A 17,670-nucleotide genomic window follows, 5' to 3' on the forward strand; every position below is an offset into this window, starting at 1 on the left:
TGTCAGGACTGAAAGAGCACGTTCCGGAGAGACCGGTGATTTCACCGATACGGGCTCTCCGCCCGCTTTCGCGACAGACGGCCGGAGATGGCCGGAACCAGCCCGTGCGGCATGAACAGCACCACCACGATCAGCACGAGCGCATAAACCGCATACGACAACACACTCGGCGCATAGGTCGGCATCCCCGGCAGCGACGCCAGCATGTCCAGCCCCTGCACCAGCAGCGTGATCGCGGTGGCCCCCACCACCGCGCCCCAGATCGTCCCCAGCCCTCCGACCACCGCCATCACGATGTACTGGATCGAGATGAGCACGGGGAACGACCCCGGCGCCAGGTACCCGGTGTAGAAGCAGTAGATCCCCCCGGCCAGCCCCGCGAACGTGGCCGACAGCGCGAAGACCACCAGCTTGTACCGCCCCACCGGGATCCCCGAGGACGCCGCCGCCGTCTCGCTGGTGGCCAGGGCACGCAGCGCGCGACCGGGCCGGGAGGTGATGACGTTGTGCGTGACCAGCATCACCAGGGCCAGCCCCGCCCACGTCAGGTAGGCGTACACCGAGGCGCTCGTGGCCTCGAACGAGCCCACGCCGAACTGCGGGATGCCCTGCAGCCCGATGTCCCCGCCGGTGAATTCGAGCTGCCCCGCCAGCGACAGCAGGATGAGCTGCATGGCGAGCGTGGCGAAGGCCAGGTGGTGGCCGCGCAGCCGCAGCAGCGGGACGCCGATGACCAGGGCCGAGAGCGCGGCCGCCACAGGGGCGGCCACCAGGCCCGCCAGCGGGGGAGCGCCGTTCAGGGCCAGCAGGGCCGCGGTGTAGGCGCCGATGGCGTAGAAGGCGCCCTGCCCCAGCGACACCTGCCCGGCGTACCCCATGAGCAGCGACACCCCGACCGTGACCATGGCGGCCAGGCCGAGCAGGATGTAGACGGCCAGCGCGCTGTCGTCGAGCACGGCGGGCAGGACGAGCGTCACGACGGCGACCAGCAGCCCGGCCGCGAGCTTCAGCCGCCTGGTCATGCGGACTCCTGGGAGATGGCCGGGCGGCGGCCGGCCTGCACGATCATGACGACGAGCATGAGACCCAGCGCGACCTCCAGCTGGTGCGAGCCGTAGCCGTACCCGGCGGCCATGGTCTCGGCCACGCCCAGCAGCAGCGCGCCGATGAGCGTGATCACGGGACGGGTGAGCGCGCCGAAGACGGCCGCGGCGAAGCCGTTCACGATGAGCGTGACGTCGGTGTCGAACGAGATCGGCCGCAGCGGCGTGACCAGCACCCCGGCGATGCCGCCGAGCAGCCCGCCCAGCGCGAACGCCAGCAGCCCCATCCGCCGGGTGTCGATGCCGACGACGCGGGCGGCGTACGGGTTGGAGGCGCACGCGGTCAGCGCCTTGCCCAGGTAGGTGCGGCCGAAGAAGAGCGCGAGCAGGACGAACGTCGCCGCGGCCACGCCGATGACCAGCAGGTGCTGGGTCTGGATGCGGGCCCCCGCCAGCGTCACCGAGCCCGCCAGGCCGGGCGCCGAGCGCGGCTGGTCGCCCCAGAGCACGATCTCGACCGCGTACGCCAGCACGCCCACGCCGAGCGTGACGATCAGGGACGACAGCGGGGTGGTGCCCGGCCTGCCGACGGCGGCCAGCCCGGTCAGCAGGCCCGCCAGCGCCGCGGCCAGGACGGCGGCCACCTCGCTGACCCCGTGCGGAAAACCCAGCCCGAGCAGGGAGGACGTGCACAGCCCCGCGACCACGGCGAACGTGCCCTGCGCGAAGTTCACCACGCCGGTGACCCGGTGGATGACGACCAGGCCGCTGGCGATGAGCGCGATGGCCGAGCCGACCGCGAGCCCGTTGAGGAGGTAGGTGAGGAATGCGCTCACGGCCGGGCCGTCCTCTCGCCGCCGCCGCTCATGTGATCGCCCCGCCCAGGTACGCGCTGGCCACCCGCGGGTCGCCGGCCAGCTCGGCGCTCTCGCCCTCGGTCACCACCCGCCCCGACTCCAGCACGTACGCCCGCCGGCACAGCTCGAAGGCCAGCCGCGCGTTCTGCTCGATGAGCAGCACGGTCAGCCCCTGGGTCCGGTTCAGCTCGGCCAGGTGCGCGGCCAGGTCGGCGGTGACGTTGGGGGCCAGGCCGAGCGACAGCTCGTCCACGACGAGCGCGTCGGGGCGTGACATCATGGCCCGGCCGAAGGCCACCATCTGCTGCTCGCCGCCGGACAGCACCGCGGCCCTGCGCGAGGAGAGCTCGGCCAGGCGGGGCAGCAGCTCGTACACGGTCGAGGGGTCGCGCTGCCCGGAGCGCCAGCCGCCGAGGGCGAGGTTGTCGGCGACGGTCAGGTCGGGGAAGAGCTGGCGGCCCTCGGGGATGAGCGCGAGCCGCCCGCCGACGCCGACCGTGCCCGAGGTGGGCTTGAGCAGCCCGGCCAGGGTGTTGGCCAGCGTCGACTTGCCGGCGCCGTTCGGGCCGAGCAGGGCCACCATCTCGCCCCTGGCGACGGTGAGCGTGACGTGGTCGAGCGCGGTCGCGGTGCCGTACGAGACCACCAGGTCCTGGACGTCGATCATGAGGCTTGTCCGAGATAGGCGGCCAGCACCAGCGGGTCGGCGCGCACCTCGGCCGGCGGGCCGTCGGCGATGACCTGGCCCAGGTCGAGCACCGCGACGCGGTCGGCCAGCCGGGTCACGAACGCCACGTCGTGCTCGATGAGCAGGATCGTCAGCCCGTCCGCTCGCAGCTCCTCCACCAGCGCCGCCAGCCGCTCGCGCTCCTCGCCGCGCAGCCCGGAGGCGGGCTCGTCGAGCAGCAGCAGCCGGGGCCGCGCGCACAGGGCGCGGGCCAGTTGCAGCGCCCGCTGCTGGCCGATCGGCAGCCGGTCGGCGGGCCGGTCCGCCCACTCCGCCAGGCCCACGCGCTCCAAGGCGGCGGCGGCCTCGGCGGCGATCTCGCGCTCGTCGGCCCGGTGCCGGGGCAGCCGCAGCGCCGCCGAGACGAACCCCGCCCGCGTGCGCCCGTGCGCGCCCACCCTGACGTTCTCCTCGACCGTCATGCCGCGGAAGACCCGGGCGGCCTGGAAGACGATCGACATGCCGAGGCGGGCGCGGCGGTGCGGGGGGAGCCGGTCCACGCGCTGCCCGAGGAAGGAGATGTGGCCGTGGTCGGCGGCCAGATGCCCGGTGATCAGGTTGAACAGGGTGGACTTGCCGGCGCCGTTCGGGCCGATGACGCCGCAGACCTCGCCGTCCGCGACGCTCAGCGAGACGTCGCGGACGGCGTAGACGCCCCCGAAGGAGCGCGAGACCCCGGTGACGGTCAGCACGCGCCCCTACCCCTGCGCGTTGACGGTCTTGGTGAGCTGCTCCTTGGCCCATTCGGTCGGGACGAACTGGCCGTTCTTGACCGTGTTGACCGAGATGAACTCGGGGGACAGCCCGGAGTGGTCGGTGGGGGAGTAGCGGAAGCGGCCGTTCGGGGTGATCAGGTCCATGGTCTCCAGGGCCTGCTGGATCTTGGTCTTGTCGGTGCTGTTCGCCTTCCTGATGGCCTCGAACAGCAGCAGCGAGGCGCTGTAGCCGTCCTGCGCGAACTGCGGCGGCGGGTAGCCGTGCTTCTGCTGGAACGGCTTGGCCATCTGGTCGATGACCTGCTTCTGCTTGCCCTCGGGCAGATGGTCGCCGACCACGCCGATCGCGCTCTGCACGGTCATGCCCTCGGCCTGGGCGCCCATCGGCTCCAGCCACAGCTTGCTGGCCTGCGAGGCGGTCAGGAACAGCGGCGTCTCGAGCCCCGAGGCCACGTACTGCTTGGCGGCCGTCACGCCGGGCGCGCCCGAGCCCCAGAACACCAGCGCCTCGGCCTTGGAGTCGCGCACGTGCGTGAACAGGGCGCTGAAGTCGGAGGTGGTGGTCTCGTACGGCTCGTCCACGGCGATCGTCACGCCGTACTTCGGGGCCAGCTCGACCATGGACTCGTGGCCGGAGACCGAGTACGCGCTCTTGGAGTCCCACGCCACGGCGACCGTCTTGATGCCCTCGGCCTGGATGTACTGCAGGTAGCGCTCGGCGTACATGCTGGACAGCGCGGGAGTGACGAAGATGTACGACTTGATCGGCTCGACCTGCTCCTGCGCCGGGGCCAGCGACAGGTACGGCATCCTGTCGCGCTGCGCGAGCGGCTCGACCGCCAGCGCCGAGTTGGAGAACACCGGCCCGATCAGCGCGTCGATCTCGCCCTTGATCTGGTTGTAGGCCACGATGCCCTGGTCGGGGGCGGTCTTGTCGTCCCTGGTGACCAGCTCCACCTTGCGGCCCAGCAGGCCGCCCTGCGCGTTGACCTGCTCGACGGCCAGCTCCACGGCCTTCTTGTCCTCGCTGCCCAGCGGCGTGTAGTTGCCGGTCAAGGAGACGATGAGGCCCACCTTGATGGGATCCGCCTGCCCGCCGCTCGACCCGCCCCCGCCGCCGCTACATGCCGTCGTGGCCAGCAACAGGCAGACCAGGGACGGAAGAAACCTGCGCATCAGGACCTCCTGGGCCGGATGGCCCCAAGGTAGGCAGGTACATTACGGCTGTCAATAGAATGCCTAATTTCCGGAGACAAGCTGTTATGCGGCCTCAATCGGTGATTCTCACCTTCCTTGGAGACCACGTATACGGCCGCGGAATCTGCGTTTCCTCGCGGAGTTTCATCGAGGCCTTCGGCAAGGTGGGGATCTCGGAGGAGGCCACCCGCTCGACGCTGACCCGGATGGTGCGCCGCGGGCTGCTGCGCCGGCAGCGCTCGGGCCGGCGCATGTACTTCGGCCTCACCCCGGCCAGCACCGAGGTCCTCAAGGACGGCGAGCGGCGCATCTGGCACAGCGGCGTGGTCAACGACGCCGACGACGACAGGTGGACGCTGATCGGCTTCTCGCTGCCCGAGTCGTGGCAGCGCCAGCGGCACGAGCTGCGCTCGCGGCTGGTCTGGGCCGGGTTCGGGCCGTTGCAGAACGGGTTGTGGATCGCTCCGGGCGACGTGGACGCCACGGGCGTGATCGAGGACCTGGGCGCGAACGTCAAGGTCTTCGCCGCCGAGCCGCGCCGGCCCACCGACATGCAGGCCCTGGTCGGCGAGGCCTACGACCTGTCCGGCCTGGGCGAGCGGTACCGGGCGTTCCTGCGCCGCTGGGACCGGGCCGACCCGGCCCCGGAGGCCCCCGACGACCTGGCACGCTCGCTGATGCTGCTCACCGGCTGGCTGCAGATCATCAGGACCGACCCGCGGCTGCCGCTGCGGTACCTGCCGGGCGACTGGCCCGCGGAGAAGGCGCAGCGGGTCTGCCACACGCTGCACGAGCGGTTCGCGCCGGAGGCGGGGCGGATCGTGGCGGGGTTGCTCGACACCGTTCCCGAGGAAAGTTCGGCAGAACGGTGACAGCCATCGCATAGTGGCCTAATTTGGGTCCGGGAGTCGCCGATGCGTAATCAGGGGATTGGCTCGTGGCCGGCACGCAGGGCACGCATGACGCCCGACAGGGTCGCGCTGTCGTACAAGGACCGTCACTACACCTACCGTGACCTGCGAGAACGTGTGAACAGGCTGGCCCGCGCGCTCGGCGTGCGGCGCGGCGACCGGGTCGCGTTCCTCGGGGCCAACCAGCCCGCCCTGGTGGAGACGCTCTTCGCGGCGGGGCTGCTGGGAGCCGTGTTCGTGCCGCTCAACACGCGGCTGACCGGGCCGGAGCTGCGCTTCATCCTGGAGGACGCAGAGCCGGCGCTGCTCGTGCTGGGCGAGGAGCGGGACGGCGAGGGGCTGCCGGGCCGCCACCTGCGGGCCGCCGACTACGAGGCCCTGCTCGCGTCCGGCTCGCCCGAGCCGGTCGACGAGCCCGTGAGCCAGGACGACGTGTGCCTGATCATGTACACCTCCGGCACCACGGGCAGGCCCAAGGGCGCCATGCTCACCCACGCCAACCTCACCTGGAACACGGTCAACCTGCTCGTGGACGTGCCGCTGGCGCACGACGAGGTGGCGCTGATCGGCGCGCCCCTGTTCCACATCGCGGCGATGGGCCAGGCGCTGATCCCGACCGTGCTCAAGGGCGGGCGGGCCATCCTGGAGCCGTCGTTCGACGTGGCGCGCGCGTTCGACCTGATCGAGCGCGAGCGGGTGACGCTGATCGCCGGCGTGCCGACGATGTTCCAGTTCCTCGCGCAGTCGCCGCGCTGGGCGGAAGCCGACCTGTCGAGCCTGCGGCACCTGCTGTGCGGGGGAGCGCCGGTGCCCGAGCCGCTGATCCAGGCCTACCAGGAGCGCGGGCTGGCGTTCATGCAGGGGTACGGCATGACGGAGACCGCGCCGGGAGCGCTGTTCCTCGGGGCAGACCGCTCCGCCGCCAAGGCGGGCACGGCCGGGGTGCCGTGCTTCTTCTCCGACGTGCGGCTGGTCGCGCCCGGCGGCTCGCCCGCCGCCCCCGGCGAGCCCGGCGAGCTGTACGTGCAGGGCCCCAACGTGATGCCCGGCTACTGGCGGCGCCCGGAGGAGAGCGCCGAGGTCCTGTCGGCGGACGGGTGGTTCCGCTCGGGGGACATAGGCGTCGCGGACGAGGACGGGTACGTGCGCATCTCCGACCGCGTCAAGGACATGATCATCTCTGGTGGCGAGAACATCTATCCCGCCGAGGTGGAGAGCGCCCTGTACGAGCACGGCGCGGTCGCCGAGTGCGCGGTGATCGGCGTGCCGGACGAGAAGTGGGGCGAGGTGGGCAAGGCCCTGGTCGTGCTCAGGCCCGGTGCGACGGTGGCGTCCGATGGGCTGGCCGACGAGCTGCTGAAGCACCTCGACGGCCGCCTGGCCCGCTTCAAAGTCCCGAAATATCTGGAATTCGTGGCCGAACTGCCTAAGAACGCGGCGGGCAAGCTCCTCAAGGCCCCGCTGAGAAAGCTCTACGGAGAAGGATGATCCATGATGCGTACCTCACCGCCCTTCCGCGCCGACCACGTCGGCAGCCTGCTCCGCCCGGCCGAGCTGCTGCGCGCCCGCCAGACCCTCACCGGTGACGCCCTGCGCGAGGCCGAGGACGCGGCGATCAGGGACGTGGTACGCAAACAGCGCGACGCGGGCTTGCAGAGCGCCACGGACGGCGAGTTCCGCCGGGCGTCCTGGCACATGGACTTCATCTACCGGCTCGAAGGCATCGGCCAGGCCGCCGACGAGCACATCACGGTGCGCTTCCACAACCAGAAGGGGGACCTCGAGTACACCCCCGCGGCGCTGCGCGTGCACGACCGGATCCGGCTGAGCGAGCCGATCTTCGCCGACGACTTCTCGTTCCTGCGCGAGAGCGCCCCGGAAGGGGTCACGCCCAAGCTGACCATCCCCTCGCCCAGCATGGTGCACTACCGGGGCGGGCCCGCCGCGATCGATCCTCAGGTGTACCCGGACGTGGAGGAGTTCTGGCGGGACCTGAGCGCGGCCTACGCCGAGCAGGTGCGCAGGATCGGCGCGCTGGGGTGCACGTACCTGCAGTTCGACGACACCAGCCTGGCCTACCTGAACGACCCGTCGCAGCGGGCCGAGCTGTCCGAGCGCGGCGACGACGCCGATCACCTGCACCTGCGCTACATCAAGCAGATCAACGCCGCGCTCGCGGCCAAGCCCGCGGGCATGACGATCACCACGCACATGTGCCGGGGCAACTTCCGCTCCTCCTGGGTCGCCTCGGGCGGCTACGACTTCGTCGCCGAGGCCCTGTTCAACGAGCTGAACGTGGACGGGTTCTTCCTGGAGTTCGACGACGAGCGGTCGGGCGGCTTCGAGCCGCTGCGGTTCGTGCCGCCGGGGAAGATGGTGGTGCTCGGGCTGGTGACGACCAAGCGGGGGGAGCTGGAGTCGAAGGACGCGCTCAAGCGGCGCATCGACGAGGCGGCCAAGTTCGTCGACCTGGACCAGCTCTGCCTGTCGCCGCAGTGCGGCTTCTCCTCGACGGTGGAGGGGAACGAGCTGACGGAGGAGCAGCAGTTCGCCAAGATCCGGCTGATCGTGGAGACGGCGCGGGAGGTCTGGGGCTGATTCACAGGTGGCGGTCGAGGAACCCCCGGACGGTCTCGATGAGGCGCTGCCGGTGGTCCGACAGGGCGTGGTCGGTGTGCCACTCGTGATGCTCGGCCCCCGGGTACGCCGTCACCAGCGGCCGATGGTGCACGGCCGCCGGGGTCACCGGGTCGTCGGAGGTGCCGATCAGCAGGACCGGCCGTTCGGCCAGCCGGGGCGCCAGGCCGGCCAGACTCCACCGCTCGCCCGCCCGTTCCATCTCCGCCACCAGCGCCTCGCCGCTCGTCCCGCGCAGGGGCAGCAGGTCCTCCCCGAACGCCTCGACGTAGCGGGCACGTGACTCCGGGCCGAGGGAGCGGGCCACCGTACCGAAGTCGAAGGCCGAGACCGAGACGACGGCGGCGACGGACGGGTCGGCGGCGGCGGTCATCAGCGCGGCGAACCCGCCGGCGCTGTGCCCGAACAGTGCCAGCCGCCTCGGATCGAGCCGGTGCGCCGAGGCGAACGGCTCGGCGCGCACGGCGCGGGCCACGGTGGCGGCGTCCTCCAGCACGTTCGCCCAGGACCAGGTGCCCTCCATGCCCCAGGAGCCGCGGTAGTGGAAGACGATGGCGGCGTAGCCGGCCGATCGCAGCGCCTGGGCCAGGTCCAGGCTGCGCTCGTTGCCGGGGAAGCCCTGCAGGAGCAGCACGACGGGGTGCGGCCCCGGCCCGGCCGGCAGGTGCAGCAGCCCGGCGAGGGTCACGCCGCCGCTCTCGAACGTCACGGCGGGGGTGGCGGGTCGCATGATGTTCCTCCCTAGATCGAACCGATCGGTACGATACCAGGGATCGAACCGATGAGTACCATCTAGGGGTGCCTGTACCGAAGGGAAGCACCCTGGACCCCGGGCGGACCCGGGCCGCGATCATCGAGACAGCCACGCCGATCCTGTACGAGCGGGGGCTCGACGGTGTCGGCGTGGCCGAGCTGTGCGCCGCCATGGGCGTGTCGAAGGAGACGCTCTACCGGCACTTCGGCTCCAAGGAGGGCCTGATCGAGGCGGTGCTGGAGGCCCGCAGCGAACGCGTGACGCAGTGGCTGCGCGCGGCCGTGGAGTCGGCGGGCGAGGAGCCTGCCGACCAGCTCGGCGCCGTGTTCGACGCGCTGGCGCAGTGGCACGGCGAGCCCGGGTTCCGCGGGTGCGCGCTGCTCAACGCCGCCGCCCAGCATCACGGGGCGCCCGAGCTGGACATGGCGGGCCGTCACCTCGAACGCCGGCTGGGCCTGCTCGCCGAGATCGCCACCAGGGCGGGGGCGGCCGATCCGGGGGCGCTGGCCCGCCAGTGGCTCGTCCTGGTCACCGGCTGCACCGTCGTCGCCGACCAGCACCCGGGCACGCCCGGCGCCGCGCGGCTGGCCCGCGAGGCCGCGCTCACCCTGCTGGCAGCGGCCCGAGCCGGCGCGTAGGCGGCGAGCAGGAAGGGGTGCGGCACCTCCCGAGCCCGGAGCTTCGAGAGGTGCCGCCGGTCAGCGGGCGCGACCGGTCGGCGGCGGGATCCCCGCTCCCGTCGCCGCTCGGTGGCGCGCAGGCCCGGTCACCGAAGCGATCGGAAGCCGTCGCGGAGCTCGCGGGTGAGCAGCCGCGGCTGCTCCCAGGCCGCGAAGTGCCCGCCCTCGTCCAGGCGGTTGTAGTGGACGAGCTGGGGATAGGCCTGCTCCGTCCAGCTCTTCGGGGCCTGGTAGAGCTCGTCGGGGAAGACGCTCACGGCGACTGGGATCGACACGCCCTTGACCGCGAAGAACGGGACGGTGTTCTCCGCGTAGAGCCGTGCCGCGGAGATCGCCGTCCTGGTCAGCCAGAAGTGCGTGATGTTGTCGAGGACGTCGTCGCGCGTCAGGCCCACGGCCTCGCCCGCGAAGCTCCGGGAGATCAGGTCCAGGCTCGCCGCGTCATGGTCGAGCATGAACGCCGCGAGTCCCACAGGCGAGTCCATGAGTCCCGTCAGCGTCTGCGGGCGCGAGGCCATCATGAGGGCGTAGGCGACGTGCTTCCAGAAGAAGTCGAGCTGCTCGCAGGTGCGCAGTTCCTCCTGTGACAGGCCGGGCGGCAGGGACGCCAGGGCGTTGCCGGCGCCGGTGATGTCGCCCTGGAACAGCTTGTCGATCTCGGGCGGGATGACGCCGGGCATGTTGGTGTGGATGCCGAGCAGCCCGTCCGGCTCCGCGGCCGCCATCAGGTCCACGACGAGCGCGCCCCAGTCGCCGCCCTGGGCCACGAAGCGCTGGTAGCCCAGGCGCCTCATCAGCTCCGGGTAGGCGCGGGCGATGCGCGCCGGGCCCCAGCCGGTCGTCGCCGGCTTGCCCGAGAACCCGTAGCCGGGCATGGACGGGATCACCACGTGGAAGGCGTCCGCCGCGGTGCCGCCGTGCGCCGTCGGATCGGTGAGCGGCTCGATGAGCTTGAGCTGTTCGATGACCGAGCCTGGCCACCCGTGGCAGACGATGAGCGGCAGGGCGTTGTCGTGCTTGGAGCGGACGTGGATGAAGTGGATGTCCAGCCCGTCGATCTCGGTGACGAAGTTCGGCAGCGCGCCGAGCCTCGCCTCGCACCTGCGCCAGTCGTACTCGTCGGCCCAGTAGCGGGCGAGCTCCTGGATGGTCGCGAGCTGCACGCCCTGCGACTGGTCGGCGACGGTCTCCTTCTCCGGCCAGCGGGTCGCAGCGATGCGCGCGCGCAGGTCCTGGAGCTCGCTCTCGGGGACGACGGGGATCGTGAAGGGGCGGATCGCGGAGGATCCGGTCGTGACAGACATGGGTGTCTCCTCGGTCGCCAGGCGGCCCTGTGCCGCCTGGCCCGATGACGATCCCGCAGGTGGGAGGGGCATCGCCCCAGGGAGAACCCCGGGGGTCGCCCCCGTGGCACCAAATTCGCGAAACTATCGAAACGCCTCTAATCGGACTAAAATCAAGGGAGCATGACCCGTCGTGGCCGCGCAGAGCCTTCTGCGGCGCGCCAGGAAGGTCGAGCCCATGGGCGTGTTCGCCACCATCGACACCCGAGCGGCACTGCGAGGTCGCGACCTCGAGCTGGCCGCGCTGGAGCGGGCCCTGGCCACGGCGCGGTCGGGAAGCAGCGCGGTCCTGGTGCTGCGGGGCGAGGCGGGCATCGGCAAGACCGCGCTGCTGGAGCACACGATGCGCCGGGCCACCGGGTTCCGGATCGCCGGCATCGCCGGTATCCAGTCGGAGATGGAGCTCGCGTTCGCGGGCCTGCACCAGCTCTGCGGGCCGCTGCTGGACGGGCTCGACGCCCTGCCGGGGCCGCAGCGTGACGCCCTGTCGGTCGCGTTCGGGATCCGGGAGGGCGAGGTGCCCAGCCGGTTCCTGGTGGGCCTTGCCGCGCTCGGCCTGCTGGCCCGCGCCGGCCAGGACCGGCCGCTGCTCGTCCTCGTCGATGACGCGCAGTGGCTCGACGACGGGTCCGCGCAGGTGCTGGCGTTCGTGGCCAGGCGCCTGATGGCCGAGCAGGTGGCACTGATCTTCACGGTCCGGGAGCCCGCGGACGTGAGGGACCTGGCCGGGCTGCCGGAGCTGACCGTCGAGGGCCTCGACGAGGCCGACGCCCGGGCCCTGCTGGCCTCGGCCGTCCACGTGCCGCTCGACCCGCCGGTACGCGACCGGATCGTCGCCGAGGCGCACGGCAACCCGATGGCCCTGCTGCACCTGCCCCGCGCCCTCGCTCCCGCCGAGCTGGCGGGTGGCTTCTGGCTCCCCGGCAGGCAGCCCCTGGCGAGCCGCCTGGAGAACGCCTTCCACCAGCGGTTCCGCACGCTTCCCGAGGACAGCCGCCGGCTCCTGCTGATCGCCGCGGCCGAACCCACCGGCGACGCCGGCCTGCTGTGGCACGCGGCGGGCCTCCAGGGGATACCGGCGGAGGCCGCCGTACCGGCCGAGGCCGCGGGGCTCGTCGAGTTCGGTGCCGGCGTGCGCTTCCACCACCCGCTGGTGCGCTCAGCCGTCTACCAGCGGGCGGCCGCCCCGGACCGCCGGGCCGCGCACCGGGCACTAGCACAGGCCACCGATCCCGATCGCGATCCCGACCGCCGGGCGTGGCACCGTGCCCACGCCGCCGCCCGTCCCGACGAGAGCGTCGCCGAGGACCTGGAGCGCTCGGCCGGCCGGGCACACGCCAGGGGAGGAGCCGCGGCGGCGGCGGCGTTCCTGCGCCGCGCGGCGGAGCTGACACCCGACCCCGCCCGCCGGGTCGCCCGCGCGCTGGACGCCGCCCAGGCCGCGATCGACGCCGGCGGGCCCGCCCAGGCGGACACCCTGCTCGCCGCCGCCGAGGCCGGCCCGCTCGACGACCTGCACAGGGCCAGGCTCGAACGGTTGCGCGCCCGGCTGGTGTATGCCCAGGTACGCGGGAACGACGCGCCCCGCCTCCTGCTCGACGCCGCGCACCGGCTGGCGCCGCTGGACGCCGCCCTCGCCCGTGACACCCTGCTGGAGGCCGTCGGCGCGGCCATCTTCGCCGGCCGGCTCAGCAATGGCCCGGGGCAGCGCGAGGTGGCCGAGGCGGCCCGTGCCGGACCACCGCCGCCCGGGCCGCCGCGCATGGTGGACGTCCTGCTCGACAGCATGGCCGGCTGGATCATCGACGGTCACGCCACCGGCGCCCGCGCGCTCCGGCACGCGCTGGACGTCGTGCGGGAGCAGCGCAGATCCGGCGTGACGGACGCCGAGCGGCGCTGGCTGTGGCTGGCGTTCCGGGTGACGCCCGAGCCTCTCGCGCCCGAGTTGTGGGACGACGAGGCCTGGCACGAGCTGGCCGAGGGCGCCGTCACGTGCGCCCGCGAGGCGGGGGCCCTGTCCGTCCTGCCGATGGCGCTGACCTACCAGGCGGGTTTCCTGCTGCACGCCGGAGAGTTCGACGCCGCGGCGGCGCTCATCGACGAGGCCACGGCGATCTCCGAGGCGACCGGCGGCGCCCCCATGATGTACACGTCCCTGGTGCTGGCCGCCTGGCGGGATGAGGAGGGCGAGGCGCTCGACCACATCAGGACGACCGCCCTGGAGGTGGGGGCACGAGGGGAGGGCCGCGCCCTCGGCCTGGCCGAGTACGCGACCGCGGTCCTCTACAACGGCCTCGGCCGTTACGACGCCGCGCTGGCGGCCGCCAGGCGTGCCTGCCAGTACGAGGATCTGGGGTTCTACGGCTGGGCGCTGGCCGAGCTCATCGAGGCCGCCGTGCGCTGCGGGCAGCCGGAGCTCGCCGCGCCGGCGCTGGAGTCGCTCACCGAGCGCACGCGTGTCAGCGGCACCGAGTGGGCGCTGGGCATGGCGGCCCGCTCGCGGGCGCTGCTGAGCGGCGACCGGGACGCCGACGCGCTCTACCGGGAGGCCATCGGGCATCTGGGCCGCTGCCGGGTCACGCTCCACCTGGCCCGCGCCCGATTGCTGTACGGCGAGTGGCTGCGGCGGCGCAACCGCCGCCAGGAGAGCCGCGCCCAGCTGCGCCCGGCTCACGAGACGTTCAGCAGCGCCGGAGCCGGCGGCTTCGCCGAGCGCGCGAGGCGGGAGCTGCTGGCGACCGGGGAGACCGTTCGCAAGCGCACCGTCTCCACGGCGGCGGAGCTCACCAGCCAGGAGGCGCAGATCGCGGGGCTGGCCAGGCTGGGGCACACCAACGACGAGATCGCCGCCCGGCTGTTCATCAGCCCGCGCACGGTGGAATGGCACCTGGGCAACGTCTTCGCCAAGCTGGGGGTCAGCTCCCGCCGGCATCTGCGGACGGCGCTGGCCGCGCCGAAGCCGCCGGCCACACAGCGCGGCCATCCGCTGACCCGCCGTCCGTAGCGACGCCGGGGTTGCCGGTCAGAGCGTGACGACGGAGGCCGTGTGGCGGGCGCGTTCGGCGGCCCAGACCACGCGGTGCGTCATCAGGCTCTGCGCCGCGTCCGACCGCAGCAGCGAGGCGTCGCCCGAGGCTACGGCGGCGAGGAAGGCGTCCGTCAGCCCCTCGTCGCCGCCCCCGTGCCCGTCCGCCGCCGACGGCCCGGCCAGGTCCTGCGTGTGCACGATCTCCTCGGCGCCCGTACGGAAGTCCACCACGCGCAGGCTCAGCCCGTCGCCGTCGATGTGGCCGTGGGTGCCGAACAGGCGGGTGCGGCGGTGCTCCATCGGGGTGAACGCGCTCATCGTGAACGAGCACGTCGCCCCGTCGTCGAACTCCATCATCACCTCCTGATGGTCGACCACGTCGTTGTCGCACGCGTACACGCACCGCCCGTACGGCCCGGTGCGCAGCGCGTCGAGCACCGCCTCCTCGGTGCGCCCCGGCGTGACCGCCGACAGCGGCCAGAACTCGCTGCCGGGATCCCCGAGGCACCCCAGGTAGAGCCGCGGCGCCGAGTACGGGCATGACGGCTCCAGCGGGCAGTCGAGGCACCGGTCGGCGGCCTCGGCCGGCCGTTCGGAAGCGCGGAAGTGCGACAGGGAGCCGAACGACGACACCCGGACGGGCGGCCGGCCGAACAGGTGCACCAGCCAGTCGATGTCGTGGCACGCCTTGGCCAGCAACATCGGCGCCGAGGTGTCCTGGCGGCGCCAGTGCCCGCGCACGAACGAGTGCGCCTGGTGCCACCATCCCACCGGCTCCAGGTGCTGCACGCTGACGAGCCGCCCGATCCGCCCCGAGTCCAGCAGCTCCTTCACCACCCGCGTGTACGGCGTGTACCGCAGCACGTGGCAGACCGCGAGCATGATGCCGTTGCGCTCGGCCGCATCGGCGATCATGACGGACTCCTCCTCGTCCGTCGCCATCGGCTTCTCCAGGAGAATGTGGTAACCGAGATCCGCCAGCGTCACCGCGGGATCGGTGTGCAGCCGGTCGTGGGTGGCGATGATCGCCGCGTCCGCGAGCCGCCCGGCCGCCGCCAGCTCCTTCCAGTCGTCGTACGCCTGCTCCGGCCGGATCCCGAACTCCGCCGCGAACGCCGCCCGCCGTCCCGGGTCGGGCTCGGCCACCGCCACCACCCGCCCCGCGCCCGTGGCGTGCGCGTGGCGCGCGTAGGTCAGCCCTCGCAGGCCCCCGCCGACGACGGCTAGAGTCACCTCAGTCATGGAACCTTCCCCGAAGAAATATCATGGAGACCATCATTATTCGGTCTGAGAAAGCGGACAGCAAGGGGCGCCGATGGCCGCGGAGATGAGCGGCGGCGACCTGTCGCGGCTGCGGCAGCTCAACGCGCTGGCCGTGATCAAGGTGCTCCAGGGCCAGCCGTCGCTCACGCTCACCGAGGTCGCCAAGCGCACCGGCCTGTCCAGGGCCTCCACCGAGGACGTGGTGCGCGAGCTGCTGCAGAAGGGCTGGGTGGCGGAGGCGGGCGCCACCGCGGGCGGCGTGGGCCGCCCGGCCAGGCGCTACCGGTTCAGGGCCGACGCGGGCCGGGTGCTCGGCGTCGACATCGGCGGGCACAAGATCCGCGCGGTGGTCGCCGACCTCGACGGCGACGTGCTGCACGCCGCCCGCGTGACCGTCACGCCCGCGATGGGCAGGCTCGAACGGCTGGAGGCGGTGGACCGGGCGGTCGCGGAGTGCCTGGAGGGGGCCGGGCTGGCCGGCGGCGACGTGTGGGCCTCGGGCGTCGGCACGACCGGGCTGGTCGACGGGGCCGGCAAGGTGATGCTGTCGGAGGCGCTGCCCGAGTGGACCGGCGTGGACCTGGCCGCGCACGTGCGCCGCCTGGCCCCGGCCCCCGTGCTGGTCGAGAACGACAGCAAGCTCGCCGCGCTGGCCGAGTGCTGGCGCGGCGTGGCCCGCTACGCCAAGGACATGGTGTTCCTGCTGGCCGGGCTGCGGACCGGGGCGGGCCTGGTCATCGACGGCAAGCTGCACAGGGGCTTCGGCAACGCCTCCGGCGAGATCGGCGCGCTGCCGGTGCTCGGCTGGATCCGCGCCCAGGAGCACCTCGGCGGCGAGGCCGGCGACGTGTTCGCCGCCGCGCGGGAGGGCGACAAGGCCGCGCTGGCGGCCGTGCGCCGCTACGTCAAGGATCTGGCGCTCGGCGCGTCCGCGCTGGTCCTGACGCTGGACCCGCAGATGGTGGTGGTCGGCGGCGGCTTCTCGCGCTCGGCCGACGTGCTCATCGAGCCGCTCAGGCGGGAGCTGGACCGCTGGTGCATCCGCACCCCCGAGGTGCGCATGTCGGCGCTCGGCGACGAGGCCGTGGTGCTCGGCGCCGTCCGCCTCGCGCTCGACGACGTCGAGGAGCGCCTCCTCGACGGCCGGACCCCGCTCGCGAGCCGCCCGTGAGACATCTGTAACACGGCCACTCTTGCCAACAATTTTCCTGGACTCCATCATTACTCCCACGTTCTAGGAGAGGACCGGGAGATGTGGAAGTCGGCACGGAGCGGTGCGGCCCTCCTCTGCGCGGCACTGCTCGCCTCCGCGTGCGGCGGCGGTGAGCAGGCCGGCACGGACACGCAGCCCGAGGAGAGGGTGAAGCTGTCCTACGGCGTCTGGGACGCCACCCAGCAGGCGGTCATGCAGGAACTGGCCGCGGAGTTCACCAAGACCTACCCGAGCATCACCGTGGACGTCCAGCTCACCCCCTGGGTCGACTACTGGACGAAGATGAAGGCCGCGGTCAGCGGCGGCGCGGCGCCCGACGTCTTCTGGATGAACGGCCCCAACTTCCAGCTCTACGCCTCCAACGGCGTGATCAAGCCGATCGAGGAGCAGGTCGACACCTCGGTCTACCCCAAGGCCCTGGTGGACCTCTACACCTACGAGGGCAAGCTGTACGGCCTGCCCAAGGACATGGACACGGTCGGCGTCTGGTACAACAAGACGCTCTTCGACGCCGCCAAGGTGAAGTACCCGGCCGACGACTGGACCTGGGCGGACTTCAAGCAGGCCGCCGCCGGGCTCACCGACGCCAAGAAGGGCGTCTACGCCGTCGGCGCCCAGCTCACGAGCTTCCAGGAGTACCAGTACAACACGATCTACCAGGCCGGCGGCCACGTGATCTCCCCGGACGGCAAGCAGTCCGGCTACGCCGACCCCAAGACGATCGCGGGCCTGAAGTTCTGGACCGACCTCATCGCCGCCAAGCAGTCGCCCGACCTCAAGACCATGACCGACACCACCCCGCTCCAGCTCTTCGAGGCCGGCAAGCTGGCGATGTACTGGGGCGGGTCCTGGAACGTGGCCGAGTTCGGCAAGAACGACTACACCAAGGACAAGGTGGACGTGGCGCCGCTGCCCAAGGGCGAGAAGCAGGCCACGATCATCCACGGCGTCGCCAACGTGGTCTCGGCCAAGACCGAGCACCCGGCGCAGGCGTGGGAGTTCGTCAAGTTCCTCGGCTCGAAGCAGGCCGCCGACCTCCTCGGCAAGAAGGGCCCGATCCCGGCCTACAACGGCACCCAGCAGGACTGGGTGAAGGCCCACCCCGAGTGGAAGCTGCAGACGTTCCTGGACGCGGTCGCGTACGCGGTGCCGTACCCCGTCTCCAAGAACACCGCCGCCTGGCAGGAGGCCGAGCTCACCCACCTCACCAAGGCGTGGACAGGTGAGGTGCCGGTCGAGAAGGCCGCCGCGGACCTCGCGACGGCGATGAACGACCTGCTGGCCAAGGAATGACACGCAGG

General features: G+C 72.3%; 15 protein-coding genes. 7 read left to right on the plus strand and 8 right to left on the minus strand.

Going from position 1 to position 17,670, the window contains the following annotated elements; translation table 11 throughout:
• Window positions 1-41: 41 nt before the first annotated feature.
• The 5 genes from AB0I79_RS12750 to AB0I79_RS12770 are packed head-to-tail and all read right to left on the minus strand — an operon-like array spanning window position 42 to window position 4,519.
• Window positions 42-1,022 (minus strand): branched-chain amino acid ABC transporter permease, encoded by a 981-nt coding sequence (locus tag AB0I79_RS12750; RefSeq protein ID WP_357871084.1) that lies wholly within the window; start codon window positions 1,020-1,022, stop codon window positions 42-44.
• The gene (locus tag AB0I79_RS12755) at window positions 1,019-1,879 is read right to left on the minus strand and encodes a branched-chain amino acid ABC transporter permease (protein ID WP_357871087.1); all 861 of its coding nucleotides are present in this window, start codon (window positions 1,877-1,879) and stop codon (window positions 1,019-1,021) included. The genes AB0I79_RS12750 and AB0I79_RS12755 overlap by 4 nt, the downstream gene beginning before the upstream one ends.
• 28 nt (window positions 1,880-1,907) lie before the next feature.
• Window positions 1,908-2,567, minus strand: a complete 660-nt coding sequence (locus AB0I79_RS12760; RefSeq protein ID WP_357871090.1) for an ABC transporter ATP-binding protein — start codon at window positions 2,565-2,567, stop codon at window positions 1,908-1,910.
• Window positions 2,564-3,319 (minus strand): ABC transporter ATP-binding protein, encoded by a 756-nt coding sequence (locus AB0I79_RS12765; RefSeq protein WP_357871093.1) that lies wholly within the window; start codon window positions 3,317-3,319, stop codon window positions 2,564-2,566. Before AB0I79_RS12765 ends, AB0I79_RS12760 begins: the two co-directional genes overlap by 4 nt.
• Window positions 3,320-3,325: 6 nt before the next feature.
• A complete protein-coding gene (locus tag AB0I79_RS12770; protein WP_357871095.1) occupies window positions 3,326-4,519 on the minus strand; it encodes an ABC transporter substrate-binding protein in 1,194 nt (397 codons plus the stop codon).
• A gap of 86 nt (window positions 4,520-4,605) precedes the next feature.
• Between AB0I79_RS12770 and AB0I79_RS12775 the strand changes: the two genes are divergently transcribed.
• The 3 genes from AB0I79_RS12775 to AB0I79_RS12785 all read left to right on the plus strand — a co-directional run bounded on the left by AB0I79_RS12775 (window position 4,606) and on the right by AB0I79_RS12785 (window position 8,049).
• Complete coding sequence (locus tag AB0I79_RS12775; RefSeq protein ID WP_357871098.1) at window positions 4,606-5,412, plus strand: PaaX family transcriptional regulator C-terminal domain-containing protein; 807 nt, start codon at window positions 4,606-4,608, stop codon at window positions 5,410-5,412.
• Between the two features lie 87 nt (window positions 5,413-5,499).
• The gene (locus AB0I79_RS12780) at window positions 5,500-6,939 is read left to right on the plus strand and encodes a long-chain fatty acid--CoA ligase (RefSeq protein ID WP_357871101.1); all 1,440 of its coding nucleotides are present in this window, start codon (window positions 5,500-5,502) and stop codon (window positions 6,937-6,939) included.
• Window positions 6,940-6,942: 3 nt separating this feature from the next.
• Window positions 6,943-8,049, plus strand: coding sequence for a 5-methyltetrahydropteroyltriglutamate--homocysteine S-methyltransferase (locus AB0I79_RS12785; RefSeq protein WP_357871103.1), 1,107 nt, complete (start codon window positions 6,943-6,945; stop codon window positions 8,047-8,049).
• Between the two features lies 1 nt (window position 8,050).
• Here AB0I79_RS12785 and AB0I79_RS12790 read toward each other — a convergent pair whose 3' ends face one another.
• Window positions 8,051-8,818 (minus strand): alpha/beta fold hydrolase, encoded by a 768-nt coding sequence (locus AB0I79_RS12790; RefSeq protein WP_357871106.1) that lies wholly within the window; start codon window positions 8,816-8,818, stop codon window positions 8,051-8,053.
• Window positions 8,819-8,886: 68 nt separating this feature from the next.
• Between AB0I79_RS12790 and AB0I79_RS12795 the strand changes: the two genes are divergently transcribed.
• The gene (locus AB0I79_RS12795; RefSeq protein ID WP_357871109.1) at window positions 8,887-9,480 is read left to right on the plus strand and encodes a TetR/AcrR family transcriptional regulator; all 594 of its coding nucleotides are present in this window, start codon (window positions 8,887-8,889) and stop codon (window positions 9,478-9,480) included.
• Between the two features lie 128 nt (window positions 9,481-9,608).
• Here the strand turns inward: AB0I79_RS12795 and AB0I79_RS12800 are convergent, their stop codons facing one another.
• Complete coding sequence (locus AB0I79_RS12800) at window positions 9,609-10,826, minus strand: epoxide hydrolase (protein ID WP_357871112.1); 1,218 nt, start codon at window positions 10,824-10,826, stop codon at window positions 9,609-9,611.
• A 172-nt stretch (window positions 10,827-10,998) separates the two neighbouring features.
• Between AB0I79_RS12800 and AB0I79_RS12805 the strand changes: the two genes are divergently transcribed.
• A complete protein-coding gene (locus tag AB0I79_RS12805; protein WP_357871114.1) occupies window positions 10,999-13,869 on the plus strand; it encodes an AAA family ATPase in 2,871 nt (956 codons plus the stop codon).
• An 18-nt stretch (window positions 13,870-13,887) separates the two neighbouring features.
• Here the strand turns inward: AB0I79_RS12805 and AB0I79_RS12810 are convergent, their stop codons facing one another.
• Entirely contained in the window at window positions 13,888-15,135 is a 1,248-nt protein-coding gene (locus tag AB0I79_RS12810) for a Gfo/Idh/MocA family oxidoreductase (protein WP_357871117.1), read from the minus strand.
• Between the two features lie 73 nt (window positions 15,136-15,208).
• On the opposite strand from AB0I79_RS12810, the gene AB0I79_RS12815 reads away from it, so the two are divergent.
• A complete protein-coding gene (locus tag AB0I79_RS12815; protein ID WP_357871120.1) occupies window positions 15,209-16,327 on the plus strand; it encodes an ROK family transcriptional regulator in 1,119 nt (372 codons plus the stop codon).
• 81 nt (window positions 16,328-16,408) lie between these two features.
• Entirely contained in the window at window positions 16,409-17,662 is a 1,254-nt protein-coding gene (locus AB0I79_RS12820; RefSeq protein WP_357871123.1) for a sugar ABC transporter substrate-binding protein, read from the plus strand.
• Window positions 17,663-17,670 lie beyond the last annotated feature (8 nt).

Source organism: Nonomuraea sp. NPDC050202 (genome assembly GCF_040656115.1).
Classification (GTDB): domain Bacteria; phylum Actinomycetota; class Actinomycetes; order Streptosporangiales; family Streptosporangiaceae; genus Nonomuraea.